The 17,140-nt window shown below is 71.0% G+C and carries 17 protein-coding genes and 2 pseudogenes; 9 read left to right on the forward strand and 10 right to left on the reverse strand.

What is annotated here, in order from left to right; all coding sequences use genetic code 11:
* Nucleotides 1-57 precede the first annotated feature (57 nt).
* The 5 genes from ACTWO6_RS09720 to ACTWO6_RS09740 all read left to right on the forward strand — a co-directional run bounded on the left by ACTWO6_RS09720 (nucleotide 58) and on the right by ACTWO6_RS09740 (nucleotide 4,802).
* On the forward strand, nucleotides 58-1,059 hold the full coding sequence (locus tag ACTWO6_RS09720) for a diacylglycerol/lipid kinase family protein (protein ID WP_446219313.1): 1,002 nt from the start codon (nucleotides 58-60) through the stop codon (nucleotides 1,057-1,059).
* Nucleotides 1,052-2,053, forward strand: coding sequence for a YihY/virulence factor BrkB family protein (locus ACTWO6_RS09725; protein ID WP_446219314.1), 1,002 nt, complete (start codon nucleotides 1,052-1,054; stop codon nucleotides 2,051-2,053). Before ACTWO6_RS09720 ends, ACTWO6_RS09725 begins: the two co-directional genes overlap by 8 nt.
* Before the next feature lie 80 nt (nucleotides 2,054-2,133).
* Nucleotides 2,134-3,624 (forward strand): phosphatase PAP2 family protein, encoded by a 1,491-nt coding sequence (locus tag ACTWO6_RS09730; protein WP_446219315.1) that lies wholly within the window; start codon nucleotides 2,134-2,136, stop codon nucleotides 3,622-3,624.
* 9 nt (nucleotides 3,625-3,633) lie between these two features.
* Nucleotides 3,634-4,434 carry an endonuclease/exonuclease/phosphatase family protein gene (locus tag ACTWO6_RS09735; protein ID WP_446219316.1) on the forward strand — a complete coding sequence of 267 codons (801 nt, stop codon included), beginning with the start codon at nucleotides 3,634-3,636 and terminating at the stop codon, nucleotides 4,432-4,434.
* A 41-nt stretch (nucleotides 4,435-4,475) separates the two neighbouring features.
* Complete coding sequence (locus ACTWO6_RS09740; protein WP_446219317.1) at nucleotides 4,476-4,802, forward strand: hypothetical protein; 327 nt, start codon at nucleotides 4,476-4,478, stop codon at nucleotides 4,800-4,802.
* 40 nt (nucleotides 4,803-4,842) lie between these two features.
* On the opposite strand, the gene ACTWO6_RS09745 is transcribed toward ACTWO6_RS09740, so the two are convergent.
* The 4 genes from ACTWO6_RS09745 to ACTWO6_RS09760 form a co-directional block, all read right to left on the reverse strand.
* Nucleotides 4,843-5,481, reverse strand: coding sequence for a GAP family protein (locus tag ACTWO6_RS09745; protein WP_446219318.1), 639 nt, complete (start codon nucleotides 5,479-5,481; stop codon nucleotides 4,843-4,845).
* A 208-nt stretch (nucleotides 5,482-5,689) separates the two neighbouring features.
* Nucleotides 5,690-6,598, reverse strand: a complete 909-nt coding sequence (locus ACTWO6_RS09750) for an alpha/beta fold hydrolase (protein ID WP_446219319.1) — start codon at nucleotides 6,596-6,598, stop codon at nucleotides 5,690-5,692.
* Complete coding sequence (locus tag ACTWO6_RS09755) at nucleotides 6,595-7,557, reverse strand: TIGR03557 family F420-dependent LLM class oxidoreductase (RefSeq protein WP_446219320.1); 963 nt, start codon at nucleotides 7,555-7,557, stop codon at nucleotides 6,595-6,597. Before ACTWO6_RS09755 ends, ACTWO6_RS09750 begins: the two co-directional genes overlap by 4 nt.
* Nucleotides 7,558-7,939: 382 nt before the next feature.
* A complete protein-coding gene (locus tag ACTWO6_RS09760; RefSeq protein WP_446219321.1) occupies nucleotides 7,940-8,758 on the reverse strand; it encodes a transglutaminase domain-containing protein in 819 nt (272 codons plus the stop codon).
* A 372-nt stretch (nucleotides 8,759-9,130) separates the two neighbouring features.
* On the opposite strand from ACTWO6_RS09760, the gene ACTWO6_RS09765 reads away from it, so the two are divergent.
* Both ACTWO6_RS09765 and ACTWO6_RS09770 read left to right on the forward strand, forming a co-directional pair.
* The gene (locus tag ACTWO6_RS09765) at nucleotides 9,131-9,844 is read left to right on the forward strand and encodes an amidohydrolase family protein (protein ID WP_446219322.1); all 714 of its coding nucleotides are present in this window, start codon (nucleotides 9,131-9,133) and stop codon (nucleotides 9,842-9,844) included.
* Nucleotides 9,754-10,296, forward strand: coding sequence for an amidohydrolase family protein (locus tag ACTWO6_RS09770; protein ID WP_446219323.1), 543 nt, complete (start codon nucleotides 9,754-9,756; stop codon nucleotides 10,294-10,296). The genes ACTWO6_RS09765 and ACTWO6_RS09770 overlap by 91 nt, the downstream gene beginning before the upstream one ends.
* Before the next feature lie 164 nt (nucleotides 10,297-10,460).
* Here the strand turns inward: ACTWO6_RS09770 and ACTWO6_RS09775 are convergent, their stop codons facing one another.
* Both ACTWO6_RS09775 and ACTWO6_RS09780 read right to left on the reverse strand, forming a co-directional pair.
* On the reverse strand, nucleotides 10,461-10,910 hold the full coding sequence (locus tag ACTWO6_RS09775) for a transposase (RefSeq protein WP_446219324.1): 450 nt from the start codon (nucleotides 10,908-10,910) through the stop codon (nucleotides 10,461-10,463).
* Nucleotides 10,911-11,068: 158 nt separating this feature from the next.
* Complete coding sequence (locus tag ACTWO6_RS09780) at nucleotides 11,069-12,160, reverse strand: DUF5937 family protein (protein ID WP_446219325.1); 1,092 nt, start codon at nucleotides 12,158-12,160, stop codon at nucleotides 11,069-11,071.
* Between the two features lie 118 nt (nucleotides 12,161-12,278).
* Here ACTWO6_RS09780 and ACTWO6_RS09785 point away from each other — a divergent pair, with 118 nt between their 5' ends.
* On the forward strand, nucleotides 12,279-13,616 hold the full coding sequence (locus tag ACTWO6_RS09785; protein WP_446219326.1) for an MFS transporter: 1,338 nt from the start codon (nucleotides 12,279-12,281) through the stop codon (nucleotides 13,614-13,616).
* A 61-nt stretch (nucleotides 13,617-13,677) separates the two neighbouring features.
* Here ACTWO6_RS09785 and ACTWO6_RS09790 read toward each other — a convergent pair.
* A protein-coding gene (locus tag ACTWO6_RS09790; RefSeq protein WP_446219327.1) for an IS5 family transposase occupies nucleotides 13,678-14,510 on the reverse strand; the annotation gives its coding sequence in 2 pieces (ribosomal slippage) (nucleotides 13,678-14,271 and nucleotides 14,274-14,510; 831 coding nt in all).
* 83 nt (nucleotides 14,511-14,593) lie between these two features.
* Nucleotides 14,594-14,999, reverse strand: a pseudogene (locus tag ACTWO6_RS09795) (class I SAM-dependent methyltransferase); the annotation flags it as partial.
* Between the two features lie 235 nt (nucleotides 15,000-15,234).
* Between ACTWO6_RS09795 and ACTWO6_RS09800 the strand changes: the two are divergent.
* Nucleotides 15,235-15,798, forward strand: a complete 564-nt coding sequence (locus tag ACTWO6_RS09800) for an AAA family ATPase (protein ID WP_446219328.1) — start codon at nucleotides 15,235-15,237, stop codon at nucleotides 15,796-15,798.
* Nucleotides 15,799-15,848: 50 nt separating this feature from the next.
* Here ACTWO6_RS09800 and ACTWO6_RS09805 read toward each other — a convergent pair.
* Both ACTWO6_RS09805 and ACTWO6_RS09810 read right to left on the reverse strand, forming a co-directional pair.
* Nucleotides 15,849-16,367 (reverse strand): annotated as a pseudogene (locus tag ACTWO6_RS09805) (transposase family protein); the annotation flags it as partial.
* Nucleotides 16,368-16,432: 65 nt separating this feature from the next.
* A complete protein-coding gene (locus ACTWO6_RS09810) occupies nucleotides 16,433-16,738 on the reverse strand; it encodes a helix-turn-helix domain-containing protein (RefSeq protein WP_446220609.1) in 306 nt (101 codons plus the stop codon).
* Between the last annotated feature and the right edge of the window lie 402 nt (nucleotides 16,739-17,140).

Below are 17,140 nucleotides of genomic sequence, written 5' to 3' on the forward strand. Positions count from 1 at the left end.
CGCATCATCACCGTCGGTCGAGTCGCCGCCCGACCGGAGTTGCTGCAGACTGGCGCCGTGGACAGCGGACAGGACAAGCCGACGGCAGGTGACGCCGGGCTGCGCTCGGCCGTGGTGGTCAACCCGGTCAAGGTGGCCGATCCGGACGAGTTCCGCCGGACCGTGGACGGCGCCCTCACCGCCGCCGGCTGGCCGGCGCCGACCTGGTACGAGACCACGGTCGAGGACCCGGGCCGGGGCCAGACCGAGCAGGCCGTGCGGGCCGGCGCCGAGGTCGTCTTCGCCTGTGGCGGCGACGGCACCGTGATGGCCTGCGTCACCGCGCTGGCCGGCACCGACGTCGCGCTCGCCGTGCTGCCCCAGGGCACCGGCAACCTGCTCGCCGCCAACCTGGGCCTCTCCAACGACCTGGCCGCCGGCCTCGAGGTCGCGGTGGAACGCGGACGCCGCCGGCTGGACGTCGGCGTCGTCGACGACCAGTGCTTCGCCGTGATGGCCGGGATGGGCTTCGACGCCCAGATGCTCGACTCCACCTCCGAGACCACCAAGGCGCGGATCGGCTGGCCGGCGTACGTCATGGGGGCCGCGAAGCACCTCCGGGACCGGCCGATGCGGGTCTCCATCCGGATCGACGACCAGCCGCCGCTGCGCCGCCGGGCGCGGTCCGTGCTGGTGGCCAACGTCGGCCGCCTCCAGGGCGGCGTACGGCTGCTCACCGACGCCGAGCCGGACGACGGCTGGCTCGACGTCGCGGTGCTCACCCCCCGCACCCTGGGTCACTGGCTCGCGATGGGCTGGGCGCTGATGCGCCGCCGGGGCAGCGTGCCCCGGATGGAGGTCTTCAAGGGCCGCAAGGTCGTGATCACCAGCAACCGGGCCCAGCCCCGGCAGCTCGACGGGGACCTGATCGAGCCGGGCCGGTCGCTCAAGGCCGAGATCAAGCCGGAGTCGCTCTGGCTCTGCGTGCCGCGTCCCGCTCAGCACCCGGACCTGTCGGTGGACGCCGAGGCGGCGGCCGAGCGCGGTGAGCGCCTGGTCGAGGAGGCCCGACGTGAGTAGCACCCGGATGGTGCCGGAGACCCGGCTGATGGCCGAGGAGGAGCTGTCGGCCGACGACGCCTGGCACACTCTGCGCCGCCACGGCGGCTGGTGCCTGCTGCGGGACGCCTTCATCCGGTTCCGCTACGGCGACGGGTTCAGCCACTCCCGGGCGTTCGCGCTCCAGCTCTGCCTGGCCGTGGTGCCCTTCCTGATCGCGCTCACCGGCCTGATCACCGACCTGGGCGCCGACAAGGGCGGCCAGGTCGTCGCCGACACCGTGCTCGCGCTCACCCCCGGGCAGAGCGAGTCGGTGGTGCAGGACCTGCTCGGCGACGGCGAGCGCACCGAACGTGCCGGCGAGCTGGCGCTGACCCTCGGTCTGCTGACCGGCCTCATCGCGCTCACCACGACCATGGCCCAGATCGAGCGGGGCGCCAACCGGATCTACGGCGTCGAACGGGACCGCCCGGCGCTGGCCAAGTACGTCCGCGCGGCGATCCTCGCGGTGACCGCCGGCGTGCCGGCGCTGATCGGCTTCCTGATCCTGGTCGGCGGCCGGGCGATGGGCGACTCGGTGCAGCGGCACTACGAGTGGGGCGGCTTCGCCAACGCCGCCTGGGACGTGGTCCGCTGGCCGTTGAGCCTGGGGCTCACCGTGGTCGCCGTGGCGGTGCTCTTCCGGCACACGCCCCGGCGCAACCAGCCCGGCCTCTCCTGGCTCTTCTTCGGCGCCGGCATCGCCACCGCGCTGTGGTGGCTGGCCAGCCTGCTGCTGGCCGCGTACGTCAAGTTGAGCGGCGGCTTCGGGCAGACCTACGGCCCGCTGACCGGGATGATGGCCCTGCTGCTCTGGGCCAACCTCACCGGGATGGCCCTCTTCGGCGGGCTGGCCTTCGCCGCCCAGCTGGAGGCGATGCGGATCGGGGTCGAGGAGCCGGCGAAGCCGGACCTGTGGGAGCCGGAGGCCGAGCGCGAGGACGCCCTCGACACCGACGAGATGACCTCGCTCTGACCCGGCGCGCCGCACGCCGCGTGTACGCGGAGCCCGAATCGGGTACAGCGCGCCTCGCCAGAAGACAAGGGAGGTGCGGAGTGACCGCGGTCAAGGAGACCACCAGACGGCCGCTCGGCCATTTCGCCGAACGCAGCATCGCCGGGCTGTTCGTCATCGCCGGCGCGGGCGTCGGGTTCGGCCTGCTGCTGATGCTCGTCCGCTTCAAGTGGAGCCCGCTGTACCACGCCGACCACGAGGCGGCCGAGTGGTTCAACGGCCTCGTCGCCCCGCACCACGCCCTGGTCACCGTGCTCCAGGCGATCACCGACCTGGGTGGCCGGCCGGTGCTGATCTGGCTGGTCACCATCGCCGTGGTCGGCCTGCTGATCCGCCGCCAGTCCCGGCTGGCCGTCTACCTGATCATCACCGGGGTCGGCGGGCTGATCCTCGACCCGTCGCTGAAGGCCCTCGTCGGCCGGCTGCGCCCGGTGGTGGACGTGCCGGTCGCCAGCGCGCCGGGCAACAGCTTCCCCAGCGGGCACGCGCTCGGCTCGTTCGTCGCTTACGGGGCGCTGCTGCTGGTCTTCCTGCCGGCCATGTCGCCGCGCTGGCGCAAGCCGGCCATCGTGATCGCCGGCGTGCTGGTCGTGCTGATCGGGCTGACCCGGATCGCGCTGGGCGTGCACTTCGTCTCCGACGTGCTCGGCGGCTGGCTGCTCGGCGCGGCGTGGCTCGGCGTCACCGCGTACGCCTTCCGGCTGTGGCGGCGCGAGCGCGGCCGCCCGGTGCCGCCGATCACCGAGGGCCTGGAGCCCGAGGCGGGCGAGGAGATCACCCCCGCCCCGGCCGAGGAGCACGTGCTGGAGCACCCCCGCTCCTCCGTCGCCGAGCTGCTGGTCGGCTGGGTGATCGTGTTCGGCGTCCTGTACGGCTTCGGGATGTTCGTCAGCTACCACGCCAAGGGCACCTTCTTCGACACGCTGGACACCGAGGTGCCGCAGTGGTTCGCCGAGCGGCGCACCGACACGCTGACCGACCTGAGCTGGTGGTGGAGCAAGTTCGGCGACACCCACGCGATCCTGCTGGTCTCGCTGGTCTTCTGCCCTCTCGTCCTGGCGATCTGGAAGCGCTGGCGGCCGGTGCTCTTCGTGGTGCTGGCGCTGTTCGGCGAGCTGAGCCTCTTCCTCGCCTCCGCGCGGGTGGTCGAGCGGCCCCGCCCGCCGGTGGAGAACCTGGACGGCCAGATGCCGACCTCGTCCTTCCCGTCCGGCCACATCGCCGCGACGATCTGCCTGTGGACCGCGATGGCGATCATCGTGTTCGCCCGTACCGACCGCTGGTGGCGCTGGCTCTTCGTGGCGATGGCCGTGATCATGCCGGTCGGGGTGGCCACCTCCCGGATGTACCGGGGCATGCACCATCCGACGGACTTCATGGGCGCGATCCTGCTCGGCGCGCTCTGGATCGGCCTGCTCTACTGGGTGGTGCGGCCCAACGCCGACGTGCACCAGGGCAACCAGCCGGCCATCGAGTCGGAGCAGGTGCGCGAGCTGGACGACGAGCTGGCCAAGGCCAGCCGGGAGGACTGACCGGCGCCGATGCTGCGGGTGATGACCTGGAACATCCGGACCGGCGGACGGGACCGTGGGGGGCCCGACCGGCTGGACCTGATCGCGGGGGTCGTCAGCGCGCAGCGGCCCGACCTGCTGGCCCTCCAGGAGCTGCGGGGCTTCGACCGGGGCGGGCTGCTGGCCGACGTGGCGGGCCGGGTGGGGATGACGCCCCACCTGGCCCGTTCCTGTCTCGGCCAGCCGGTCGCGGTGCTGGTCCGTCCGCCGCTGCGGGTGCTCTCGGCGGGCCCGGTACGCCGGCCGTTCCACCACGCCGCCGCCCGGGCCGTGGTCGCCACCTCGGCCGGGCCGTTGACCGTGGTCAGCACCCACCTCGACCCGTACTCCGGTGGCCGGCGGCGGATGGAGGCCGACTGGCTGGCGGCGGCGGTGCGCCGCGCCGGTCCGCTCACCCTGCTCGTCGGCGACCTGAACACCCTCGACCCGACCGTCGACCACACCGAGCGGCTGGCCGGGCTGCCCGACCTGTACCGCCGTCGGCATCTGCGCCGTGACGGCCGTACCGTCGACACCCGCGCGGTTTCCCGGCTGCTCGAGGCCGGTCTGGTCGACCTCTGGCCACACACCGACGGCGCGGAGCCGGACGGGCTGACCGTGCCGACCCGGCACGGCGGGGCCGAGTTCGCCGCGATGCGCCTGGACTATCTGCTCGCCACCCCGGCGGTGGCCGCGCTGACCCGCCGGGTCCGGGTGGTCCGTGACGGGGCGGCCGACCGGGCCTCCGACCACTACCCGGTCGCCGCCGATCTGGAGCTGACACCCGGCTGAGCGGGGCGGCGGCCGTTGCCCCGACTGGCTACCGTCACGCCGTGACCGGCCCGCCCACCCGCCAACCGTCCGACCCGGCCCGCCGGCCGGGCTGGCCCGCCGATGACGGCCCGTCGGGGTACGCGGGCGCGGTGCTGTTGCGCCCGGCGGGACTGGCCCTGCGGTGGCTCTGGCGGCACACCGTTGTGCCGCTGGGCCGGGCGGTCCGGGCGACCTGGCGACACACGGCGGTGCCGTTGGCCCGCGCCGTCCGGGCCGGTTGGCGGGCCACCGTCGGTCCGACCCGGCGGTGGGTCCGCCGCGCCGTGCTCGATCCGGTCCGGCTCGCCTCCCGCGAGGTGCTGACCGCCCTCGGCCTGCGCCGCTGAGGTCCCCGCCGGTCGACGCGCCGCCCCGATCCGGGCGTGGTCACTTCGCCAGGTCCGAGACCACGATCGCGACGAAGATCAGGGTGACCAGCTCGCTGATCACCCAGGAGTGGGTGTTCGCCCAGCCGCGCACCTTCGGCAGGGCGACCGTGGCGCGGTGGCCGAGGAGCAGCAGCGCCAGCACCGGCAGGGCCAGCAGCAGCATGGTGAGCACCAGGAACGGCAGCAGGTGCCACCACGGCCGGTCGTGCCCGGCCAGGGAGCCCGCGACGGAGGCCATGATGGCCTCATCGGTCGGCATGGCGGCGATGAGCAGCAGGCCGAGCCCGAACGCGAGGCGCGGCCGGGGATCCTCCAGCTTCGTCATCCAGGACGGCGTCTGGCTGTGCCCGCGCCGCAGGAAGATGCCCACCATCACCGCCAGCAGCACCGCCAGCACGATCCAGTCGATGAGGTGCCGGCTGCCGCTGTCCGGGTCGTCGCCGCCGGCCGTGTGTTTCACGGCCCGGAAGACGAGGTACCAGACGGTCAGGGCGAGGCCGGTGCCGAGCGCCGCACCCGCCAGGTAGGCCACCGAGCTGCGCCGCGGGTCCCGGCTGGCGGCCAGGAACACCGCGCTGATCAGCTGAGGCCCGGCGACCATCACGAAGGCCAGCGGCAGGACGGTCAGCAGGTTCATCCGGTACGCCTCCTCGACCCATTCTGGGTCACGGCGGTGGCGCGCCCGCGGGTTTTCCCAGCCCGGCCGGGGCGCCGGCGCGGGTCAGAGCAGCAGGTTGAGCAGTACGGTCAGGACGACCGAGGCGAGGACCGAGAAGAGGATCATCAGCAGGCAGCCGAGGCCTCCGCCGAGGGGACGGATCTCCGTGTTGCCGATACGCATGACGTCAACCTCTCGGGGCGGGGGCGAGCAGGGCGCGGATCGCGTCGGCGACCTGCGCCGGGGCGGTGGTGGCGACGTTGTGCGCGGCGGCCGGCACGGTCACCGTGCGGGCGGCGGGGACGAGCCGGGCGACCTCCTCCCGCCAGGCCGGCGGGGCGATCGTGTCCCGGGCGCCGGCCAGCACGAGCGTCGGCGCGACGATCCGCACCAGGTCCGCCTCGATCGCGTTGCGGACCGAATGGGACAGCGAGGCGTACACCCGCCAGGGGTGGGCGTCCCGCACGTCCCGGAGCAGGACCGGCAGCTGCGCCGGGGCTTCCCGCAGGGTGTCCACCAGCCACCGGCCGAACTGGCCGCGCCGGGACCGGGCCGCCGGGTCGCTGGTCGGGCCGGCCAGCACCAGGGCGTGTACCAGGTCGGGCCGGTCGGCGGCGAGCCGGGCGGCGACCTCGGCGCCGAACGAGTGCCCGAGCAGGCAGACCGGCCCGAGACCGTACGCGGCGAGCCAGGCCGCCAGGTGCGCGGCGTGCCGGGACACGTCGTACGCGGCGCCGGGGCGCTCGGTCAGACCGAAGCCGGGCAGGTCCGGGACGTACACCGGATGGGTGGCCGCCAGGGTCAGCGCGAGCGGGGTGAGGTAGCGGTGCGAGACGGCGAGGCCGTGCACCAGCACCACGGGCGGCGCGCCGCCCCCCGGGTCGGCCGACCGCCGGGTGTGCGTCCGCAGCCCGTCGACGAGCCGGAACTCGCTGGTCAGGCCGGCGGCCGGCCGGGGAGCCGCCAGCGCGAGCCGCAGCTCGGCCACCCGGAACCGCCCCGGCGGCGACAGCTGCCGGAAGGCCGCCGCCCCGAAGCGCGTCGCATCGAAGCCGGCGGCTCGGGAGCCCGCCGGCCTGGACCGCGTCAGGCTCACAGCTCGCGCAGTCGCGGCAGCAGCTGCTCCTGCGCCCAGTCCAGGAACATCGGCTGGGTCTCGCCGCCCACCTGCACGATCGCCACGTGGGTGAAGCCGGCGTCGACGAACTTCTTGAACGCCTCGGCGTGCTTGTCCACGTCCGGGCCGCAGGGGATGCCGTCGGCGACGTCCTCCTCGCGGACGAACTGGGTGGCGGCGGCGAACGACTCGGGGCCGGGCAGGTCGGCGTTGACCTTCCAGCCCATGCCGAACCAGCGGAACTGGTCGTGCACGAGCTTGCGGCACTCGGCCTCGTCGGGGCCGTAGCAGATCGCGACCTGGCCGAAGCGGGGCTGGCCCGCGCCACCCGCGTCGTCGTACATCTGAATGAGGTGCGCGTCGGGCTCCGTGGCGACCAGGCCGTTGCCGTACTCGGCGGCGAGGGTGGCCGACTGGCGGCCGGAGGCGGCGACCGCCATCGGCACCGGGCGGTCCGGCCGGTCCCAGAGGTACGCGTCGGGGACGTCGAAGTGGTTGCCGGAGAAGGTCAGCGTCTCGCCGTTGAGCAGCGGCCGGATGATCTGGAGGGCCTCCTCGAACATCTCGTGCCGCTGCTGCACGTGCGGCCAGCCGCCGACCACGTGCTCGTTGAGGTTCTCCCCGGCGCCGAGGCCGAGGGTGAACCGCCCGTCCGAGAGGACCCCGATGGTGCCGGCCTTCTGCGCGACCACGGCCGGGTGGTAGCGGCGGATCGGGCAGGTCACGAAGGACATCAGCTCGGCCCGGCTGGTGGCGTGCGCGACGGCCCCGAGCACCGACCAGGCGTACGGGGAGTGGCCCTGGGAGTCCAGCCACGGGTAGTAGTGGTCGGACATCACGAGCTGGTCGAAGCCGGCCGCCTCGGCGCGTACCGCGTAGTCGACCAGCTGCTTCGGGCCGGCCTGCTCGCACATCAGGGTGTAGCCGACGCTGACCATGGAGGTTCTCCTTCCGGGCGGATCGTCACCGGATACCCCGCGGCGCGGCGGTCAACCCTGGTGTCCGCTTCCGCGCGGGAGGTGTCGGCTCTCACCAGAGATCTCGATGCACGGCGCCTGTGACCTGCCGTCGGAATTCTCTCCGGAGGCTGCTCGCTGGACGTTCTCCCACTCAAACTTTAGTACGCACACCGTGCTAAAACGCCCTCTTGCCGGGACTTGCGCGAGCGGCCCGCGGACGCGGCGGGGGCTGTCGCTGAAGCCGGTCAGTACCCCTGCGGGCGTTCCACGCCGACCAGGGTGGGGCCAGCATGCCTAAGCGCACGCACATGCCGAGATCAGTGCACCGTGGTGGCATTGCAAGAGCAAGCTGCCCCGGGCGTCACTGCAGGAGCGCGGTAGGCACTGCGAGGTCCTCGGAGGCGTAGAGGTTCGCGACGGCGCCGGGATCGTCGGTGGCGCAGACGGCGGCGATTGCGTCGATGAGTTCGTCGTAGTCGGGGCCGGTCTTTCCCTTGTAGGAGGCCTCCATGCGTCCCCACTCGTCCCACGGCAGCATCTCGACCTTGTTCAGCGCGGCAAGATCCTTGATTGCGTTTCCCCGGATCTCGGCCGGCCCCCAGTTTTCGGTGCCGTACACGCCGAAGTGGGCGGCATCGATGTGGCCGTCCCGGAAGGCCGTCCACGCCTCGCCGCCGGTGAGGAACTCGCCAGCGGCGAGGTTTTCGGGTTTCGCCACGAGGGAGCCGCCCAGGATCTCGGAGTCGATCCGCACCCAGCGGCCGTTGTGCCGGTACTCGGTGATCCAGTGGTCCACGCCCTGCCCAGGTTGGAAATACGTGGCGAAGCCGCAGCGGGCCCGGGCCGCGATTCCGCGGTAGCGCAGCAGGGCACAGCTGAGCACGGCGAAGTGGCGGCAGGTGCCGATTACCCGCCGCTCGGGGTCGCGTGCGACGGTCAGCGGGGCCGGGTCGAGGGCCAGTAGGGCACCGATCAGGCCGTCGACGGGACGAAGCTGGTTCTCGGCGAACCGCTCGTCGGGGACGCCCAAGCCCTTCGCGTCACTGGGCTGGATGACGAGGTCGTGAACAAGGCGGCAGATCTCGACGGCCTCGCTCGGGAGATTCGCCAGCGCCGGCTCGTGGATCGTGTCGATCCTCGTCAGTGGACCTGCCCCGGCGTAATCGATCGTCCCCGTCATGCCGGGCATCGTAGGCGCCGCCACTCAGATCTGCTGTCCCCTGACCAAGGCGATAACCGGTACGGCGCACGCGAGTTGAGAGCCGCATCAAACTGCGGCCAGTCATCGCCGTACGCGCATCTGCCGCAGGTCGCGCGTCTGGTCGCGTGGACAACGTCCGAAGCCGCTGAGCGGGCGTTGACGGTGCCGGTTGCCCGGCGATCGGTGCCGCGGGCCTGTTGGGGACGAGGCCACGCGCTAGGCCGAAGTCGGGAAGAAGGTGGCCGACCGCCGGATGGCGGCAACGGGTCGGGCCGGGGTTAGGTGACTATCAGCGGCCGAAACGCAGATGGGTGGGACCGAGAGGTCTCCGGTGGTCTGGTGGTGGCAGATATGTTGGCGATCCGTGGCGGCGCTGCGTTCGACGGGGTCAGTCCCATCCTGGTCGAGCGGCCCCTGGTGCTCATCGACGATGGGCGAATCGTGAACGTACAGGCCAACGGGGCTCCACCTGCGGGCGCCGAGTTGGCCGATCTGGGCGGGGCAACGCTGCTGCCGGGCCTCGTCGATGCCCACGTGCACTTGGTCTTCGACGCCAGCGCGGACCCGGTCGGTGCGCTCGAGGAACTGCCGGACGAGGAGCTGCTCGGCCGGATGCGCACCGCGGCGCGTACCTGTCTGGCGGCGGGGATCACGACCGTGCGGGACCTGGGCGACCGGGGTTATCTGGCGTTGCGGCTACGTGACGAGCTCGCCACCGACCCCGCGTCTGGTCCGCAGATCCTCGCGGCCGGCCCGCCCGTCACGGCCAGCCGGGGCCACTGCTGGTTCCTCGGTGGCGAGGCGGACGGGGTCGATGGCGTCAGGGCCGCGGTACGTGCCCGTGTGGAGCGGGGTGTCGACGTGATCAAGGTGATGGCGACCGGTGGCGAGATGACTCCTGGGACCCATTCCACGAGGCGCAGTACGGGCCGGATGAGTTGCGCGCGGCCGTCGAGGAGGCTCACCGGCACGGGTTGCCGGTGGCGGTGCACGCCCATGGCGTACGGGGCATTGAGTATGCCGTCGCGGCGGGCGTCGACACGATCGAGCATTGCTCGTTCATGACGGCCGACGGTGTGGACTCGCGCCCGGACGTGATTGACGCGATCGTTCGGGCCCGCATTGTTGTTTCGGCGACCGTCGGGTTTGTTCCAGGATTTGCACCCCCGCCGCGGATGGCCGCCCGGGTTGGCGGGTTCGTGGCCAACCTGCGGCGGATGCGGGATGCCGGCGTGACGGTGGTGTGCGGCAGCGATGCCGGTATCGGGCCACCCAAGCCACATGATGTCCTGCCGTACGGCGCATCGATGTTGGTCGAGTGCGGGTTCCCGTCGGTCGCGGCGCTGCGCGCGGTGACCTCATTGGCTGCCGCGGCATGCCGGGTCGGCGAGCGCAAGGGGCGGCTCGCTCCCGGCTTTGACGCTGACGTGCTCGCCGTTGATGGCGATCCCCTGGCCGACGTCACCGCTCTGCGCGCCGTCACGGCCGTGTTCCGCGCCGGCCATCGAGTGCGCTGACGCCGGGGCCTCAAGACAGCGGCGACCGGTAGAGGACCTCTACGAACAGAATGGCCTCGTCGACGACGGGTGTCGGCGCACCGACGCGAATATGGCCCGGGCTGCCGACGTACCGGCTGAGTGCACAGACGTGTACGGCTAGGGACGAGCTCGACGAGCGGGCTTCACCACCGCGCTGTGACGACCCGGCCGACGCGGGAGAGCCGGTGACGCTTCTGGTCGCCGGAGGAGACGTTCAGCGGGGCGGTGCCGTTCCAGGACGCGAACCGGTCGCGGTCGGCGAACCGGCGGATGTCGCCGACGTCTGCCAGCAGCCGGGCGGCCCCGGAGGGGCCGATCCCATGCAGGTCCATCAGGGTGCAGCCGCGGGCGACGACAAGCTCCTTGAGGTCCTTCTCCGCGGTCTTGATCTTCTTGTCGATGCCCTCGAGTTCACCGATGAGCTCGACGGCGAGGCGGCGTCTGGTCTTGCCCATGATGTCGCGGGGTTTGATGGTCGCGATCAGCACACGTGCCTGCCGTGCGGACAGGAATCGCTTTGCCCCGCCTGGGAAGAGCTCCAGCAGCAGCCGGTGCAGCCGGTTGATGGTCTGCGTCCGTCCGCCGACTCCCACACCCCCTCGCCTCAACGAGGAGCAGATCATCGCCATCGTCGAGGAGCTCGGCGACCTTGTGAGCGCCCTGCGGGACGCCGAGCCGGAACACAGGCTGGAGGTCTACCGCAGCCTCGGGCTACACCTCGTCTTCCTGCCCGCGTACGCGTCCTGGCTGTTCAGCGCCCGAGGACGTCCACCAGTTGCTGCCCCAGGCCGGTGCAGGCCTCCATGTCCAGGCGGTACGTCACGTAGCGGCCGCGGCGCGCCGAGATCAGCAGCCCGGCCGCCTTCAGCACCGCGAGGTGCCTGGACACCTCCGGCGCCGTCACCTGCCAAAAGTCGGCCAGCTCGCCGGTCGTGTGCGGACCTCGGGCGAGCGTGCGGCAGAAACGTAGCCGCAGCGGGTGCGCAAGCGCGGTCAGCCGAGCATCCAGCTCGTCCACCCGCAACACCGGGCGCGGGTCCCAGCCCGGTGCCGGATACTGCAGCACGGGCAGCCAGCCGGGCGCGTACACGACGGTCATATGCGGAGCGCCGTACGCGCTCGGGATGAGCGTCATCCCGCCGCCGCGACCGTCTGCGGTCTGGTCCTGCAGCTTGTCGATCGTCAGAATGCCGCGATCGGTGTCGACCCCGATTGCGTGCGAGATCCGGCCGATGGCGCCGATACCCTCGCGGGCCAGGTCGAAGCGTCGACGGTCGGCTTCCTCGGCGAGCGCTGGGCGGACGCGTTTCCAGACCGTGCCGAAGAAGGCGGACTCGCAGGCGAGCAGAAAGCGTCGTACCCGTTCGCGCTCGGCGGCCGGATCGGCGAGCACCCGCTCGGCCCACGCCGCCTGCCGCGGCCCTCGGGCGCGGGCCGCAGCCAGCGCCCGCTGCCGCACGATCGGGTCACGCAGCGGCGACCACATTCGCGGCGCCGGTGAGACGGCTCGATGGGCGGCGAGCGCCGCAGCGACCCAGCGCTCGTCGTCCAGGCGGTCGACGTCGTCCAGTTCCTCGCGCAGGCTCGGCCGTGGATCGGGCGGGAACAGGAAGTCGGCCCGGCCGGAGTGCCAGAGCAGATGAAATTCCTCGAGGTCTGGAGCCAGCTCTGTGGGAAGGGCCGCCGCCATCATCGCAACCGCCGCGGCGGTGTCCGGATGATGCTGCGGCTCCGCGAGCACGTGCAGCACCGCGCCGAGCTCCGCGAGCGGCGACGGCGTTATCCGGATCCGATCGGCTGGTACGCCGGCGATGTCGACCGAGGTAACCACAGTACCGATCATGGCAGGGGTCCGCGCCCGGGCAGACCGATTGACGTACTTTGTCAATCGACGAGGCATGGATTGACGACGCTGGCCAACCTGGGTCCCTTCGCAGCCGTATGGCCGGACGATCGGAGCCGTGACGACCACCCGTACGACGCTTCGTGAGCTGGCCCGCATCCCGGGCGGCGGCCGCTACGCGCTCAGCGCCACAGTCGAGGCAGCGACCTCCGGGATGCTGCGCCCGTTCATCGTGATCTACGCCGTGCTGATCGGGCTCAGCGCGCCGCAGGCCGGTATGACGCTGACCGTCGGCATGCTGGCCGGCCTCGGCGCCGTCCCGCTCGCCGGATGCTGGATCGACCGCGGGGCGCGGCGGGCCCCCGCCGTCGCCGCGCTACTGGTGCGAGCGGTGGGGTCGCTGCTGCTTGCCCTGGTGCCCGGCATCGCCGGATTCGCGATCGGTGCGGTGCTCATCGGCGTCGGCACGCAGATCGCTCCACCCACCAATTCCGCGCTGGTCGCCGCGCTCGCCGGCCCGGCCCAGCGTGCGGCTGCGCTGGCCGCGGGCCGCTCGCTGCGCAACGCCGGCCTGGGCGCCGGCGCCCTGCTCGGCACGGTTCTGGTCGCGAGCGGGCCGGAGGTGCTCCGCTGGCTCGCGCTGGCGACGGCGCTCGGGTGCGCGTTCGGCGCGGCGGTGATCGCCCGGGTGCCGCTGCCCCATCAAGATGTTCCGGCCCCCGCCCCGGCTGCGGCAACGAAGGAAGCGCGCGGTGCCGGCCTACGCACCGTTACCATCCTGGCCCTGGCCGGCATTCCGTACGCGTTTTACGCCGACATCCTCGAGATCGCCCTGCCGCTGCTGCTGGTGCAGGGCCTGCACGCGTCCCTGGCGTGGCCCTCGGGCATCTTCGTCGCCAACACCGTCATGGTGATTGCGCTGCAGCTGGTCGTGGTAGTGCGCCTCGCGAAGTGGCCGCACCGCACCGTGCTCTTCTGGTCCGGCCTGTTGCTCGCCGCCTCCTACCTCGGCTTCTGCCTCGGCGGGGCGACCGGCGGCGGCCCCGGCACGGTGCTCGTCGCGCTGGTCATCGTGCCTTACACGCTGGGTGAAATTCTCTACACCGGCAGCAGCGTGCCGCTGGTGATCGAGTCAGCACCGCCGCACCTGGTGGGGCGCGCGCTCGCCCGCTGGCAGCTCAGCTACGGCCTGGCCCGGGCCGTCGATCCCATCATCATCACCGGTCTGCTCAGCCTGGGCGCGGCGGCGCTGTGGCTGCCGCTGGCCGCCGCGACCCTGCTGGGCGCAGCGACGGTGCGCCTGGGCACTCGACGGCATCGTCTGCACCGTTCGCGTGGGCAGTCCATGAGTCATGCCGTGGCAGATGGCGGGAGCCCGGCCGTCGATGGCCCCCTGACCAAGAGCGTTCACGGTGCCGAGCGGACGGTGGCCTCGGCACGGTGGCGGAGGACTTAACGATCAGAGTGAGCCGGGACCAAGCGTTGGTGCTCTCAGTGCGTGTTTGAGATGGGGTTGATCAGCTCCAGGTGAACGTGCGGCGGGTTTGACGGCGTGCGGGTCGGCCGCGGCTGATGCGGCGTGTGATGCCGGCGATGGCGGCCCAGCGGATGAGCGCTTCGGAGACGGCCGGGTGGCGTTCGTAGTCGCGGGCCAGCCGGCGGCAGACGGTGAGCCAGGCCAGGGTGCGTTCCACGACCCAGCGGCGTGGGTGGACCGCGAAGCCGCGCTGGTCGGCGGGTTTGCGGACGATCTCCAGCGTGGTGCGCAGGGTGTCGCGGGCCCAGTCGACCAGGCGGCCGGTGAAGCCCTGGTCGGCGAAGACGTGACGGATCGGCGTGACCATGTAGGCGCTCAGCAGGGCGGTCTTGGCACCGTCGCGGTCCTGCCACGACGCGGCCACGACGGTCACGGTGACCAGCAAGCCCAGGGTGTCGGTAATGATGAACCGCTTGCGGCCGTTGATCTTCTTGCCCGCGTCGTAGCCTCGGCTGGCTCGGCCGACGGTGTCGGCGCCCTTCACGGTCTGCGAGTCGATGATCCCCGCCGACGGCTCCGGCTGCCGGCCCTGCTGCACCCGCGCCTGACCCGCAGCGTGGCCAGGAGTTTCTCCGTCACACCGACTTCTTCCCACCGGGTGAAGTACCAATACACCGTCTGCCACGGCGGCAGGTCAGCAGGCAGGTACCGCCACGGACACCCGGACCGCACCACGTACAGGATCGCGTTGACGATCTCCCGCCGCGGGTGCTTCTCCCTGCGACCGTCCGTGTTCGGCTCCGGCAACAACGGCTCGATCAGCGCCCACTGGGCGTCGGTCAGGTCGGAGGGGTAGCCACGACGAGCAGACACCGCGCCACCCTGCCCGCACCGCCGACGAATGTCGAACCGTCATGCCGTCCACAACAGACCTTCTCAAACACGCTCCAAGGTTCCGCCGGGGCCATTGCTCGCCGGAACTCAGCGAGCACGACGTCGAGATTTTGCGGCGGTAGATGGATCAACGAGTACCAGGCCAGGATGCCGGCGATGGAGTGGTTGGCAACGGCGAGATCTTCTATCGACCCGAGTTGGTACCTACCGCTCGGGGTGGGCCGCCTGCGCATGGGCGATGAACTCGGGGACCATGTCGATTCCCGTTGCGTCGACGCCCAGCGAGCGAAGGTAACCGGTGATATGGCCAGGCCCGCAGCCCAGATCGAGCACCTTGCCAGGTCGGCCCGCCAGATGTCGCCCGATGAAGGCGAGGTCGTCGGCGTGTACCTGCTGGCTTGTACCGAACAGCCCGATGTAGAGCTCTGCAACGGATGCATATGCCTGCCGGACCTGCTCCATGTTCACCGCGTGACTATATGAGCTCTCGGATTGGCAGAGCAGGCCCGGGACCAGCGCGGGGAAGCACGTCGATTCTTGCGGTGCTGCCCGCTTCCGGCGATCCGAGCGCAAGGTCAGCTGCGCACTTCTGCCGCTGACCGCTCGTTACACAGCGTGGTAGTGGATCAGCCCGGTTACGTGCGGTCGTGCCGACTAGCGGATGCGCGGGGTATCTCGCGAACACCGTTCTGACGGAGATGGCTTGGCATCTGCACTCGACGACCGACACCATGACGGTGTGCCGATCCTGTTTCTCATCGTCGGGCTCCCGGGTGCCGGCAAGACACGGCTGGCCCACCAACTGGCGGCCGAGTATCGAGCCCTGCGTTTGACGCCCGACGAGTGGATGATCCCGCTCTTCGGTGAACCTGAAGGCGACGGGCGACGAGACGTCTTGGAGGGCCGCTTGCTGTGGCTCGCTCTCGAGGCAGCAACGCTGGGAACCAGCGTCGTCCTTGACTTCGGCTTCTGGAGCCGCGACGAACGAACTGCAGTACGGGCGATTGCTAGCGAGCATGGAGTAGCCGCCCGGGTCAATTACCTCCCGATCGACCGCGAGACCCAGATCGCGCGCATCGCGGAGCGCCTCAACCGCGCTCCGGAGACGACGTTTCCGATGACGGCCGCTGATCTTGAGGCGTTCGCATCAACCTTTGAGGTACCGACGTTGGATGAGCTGAACGATGGGCCGCTGGACGGGCCACCCATCGGCGGATCGTGGCGCGCGTGGGCAGCCGTTCGGTGGCCATCTTTCCGGGCGAGCTAAGGGACGTCTCGTAACTCGGTGAAGGCGTTGCCCGTCGCCGCGTTTGGTGCTCAGCCGGCGAGGACGATGTTGTGCAGGTGGGCGATGCCGGAAGCGGTGTCGGTCAAGGTGTGGGCGGCGCGGCGGTAGTCGCGCAGGATCTTCCAGCATTTCATGCGGGCCAGAGCGTGTTCGACCTGCGCGCGGACCTTGCGGTGCTGGGTGTTGAGGTCCTGTTTCCAGGCCGGTAGTGGGCTGCCGTCGCGGTTCTTGCGGTACGGCATGATCACCTCACGGTTGCCCTGGTATCCGCCGTCGGACATGACCGGGCGGCCAGCCAGCTTCTGGTCGATGCCGCTGCTGCGGTAGACGATGGTGTCGTTGCGGTTGCCCGGCTGCGGGTCACCGAGGGCGATGACCAGGCGGGTGCTGGCGTCGATGGCGACCTGCAGGTTCGTCGAGTAGCGGTAGTTCTTACTCGGCGCGGCCAGCCGGTGGTCCCGGGTGGGGATGAGGGTGCCGTCAACGATCGCGACCTGGTCGACCGGGCGCCGGCGGACCGGGGCCAGGGCGAGGAGCGGTCCGAGGGTGTGACCGCTGACGAGATCCTCGACCGGCTCGCCTCATATCTTCAACGAATTCCCGGCGCAGGACACTAGTGGCTCGGCTCAGATCCTTGGCCTTTCAAATACCCCTTATGGCGTGGTCGGCATTTTGGGTCCAACGCGTCGAACCCCCGCTCGTTGAAGGCGTGGATGAAATCGCGGACGCAGTCCTCGCCGACCCGCATCAGCGAGGTGATGTCCTTGACCGTCTGGCCCTGGGCGGACATCAGCACCACGATCGCCCGTCGCAGCCTGACCGGGTCCTTCGCGGTCCGGCTGATCCGCTGCAGGCGGCGGCCCTCCTCCGTGCTGACCGGACGGACGAACACACTCGGTCGAAGTCCCACGACGACCACTTCCAAGATCAGGTCCTGGAGACACTCTGCTGACCATCAGACGGGACGTCGATTACCCACCCAACGATGCGAGACGAGCCACTAGCCTGTGGGACTGTCGGGAAACTGATACCCCAGGTCACGCAGGGCGAGGATCGTAGGTGGCGCAGGGTCTCTCGGACTGCCGTCATGGCCGTTCTTGGTCGCCTGATCGCGAAAGCTCAGCTCAGTCTCGTCGCCTCGGAAGGGGCTCAGCATGGGGGACCAGGTAGTCGACAGCTGCGTAGCCGATTTCGCCGTCCGAGTGCGACGATCGTGGAACCTCGCTGGTGGCCGGAGGGCGCATCGTCTGACTATCTCCCTCACGCCTGAACCGCTACCCGGGCCCGGGGACGGGCACTCCGACCACTGTCGAAGGAGGGA

The organism is Micromonospora sp. IBHARD004 (genome assembly GCF_052814115.1).

What these genes read in the sequence shown, in the direction of transcription:
- ACTWO6_RS09760 (WP_446219321.1), bottom strand. Translation starts at nt 8,758, where the DNA reads ATGACGGGGACGATCGATTACGCCGGGGCAGGTCCACTGACGAGGATC.
- ACTWO6_RS09780 (WP_446219325.1), bottom strand. Translation starts at nt 12,160, where the DNA reads ATGATCGGTACTGTGGTTACCTCGGTCGACATCGCCGGCGTACCAGCC.
- ACTWO6_RS09755 (WP_446219320.1), bottom strand. Translation starts at nt 7,557, where the DNA reads ATGGTCAGCGTCGGCTACACCCTGATGTGCGAGCAGGCCGGCCCGAAG.
- ACTWO6_RS09765 (WP_446219322.1), top strand. Translation starts at nt 9,131, where the DNA reads ATGTTGGCGATCCGTGGCGGCGCTGCGTTCGACGGGGTCAGTCCCATC.
- ACTWO6_RS09745 (WP_446219318.1), bottom strand. Translation starts at nt 5,481, where the DNA reads ATGAACCTGCTGACCGTCCTGCCGCTGGCCTTCGTGATGGTCGCCGGG.
- ACTWO6_RS09735 (WP_446219316.1), top strand. Translation starts at nt 3,634, where the DNA reads ATGCTGCGGGTGATGACCTGGAACATCCGGACCGGCGGACGGGACCGT.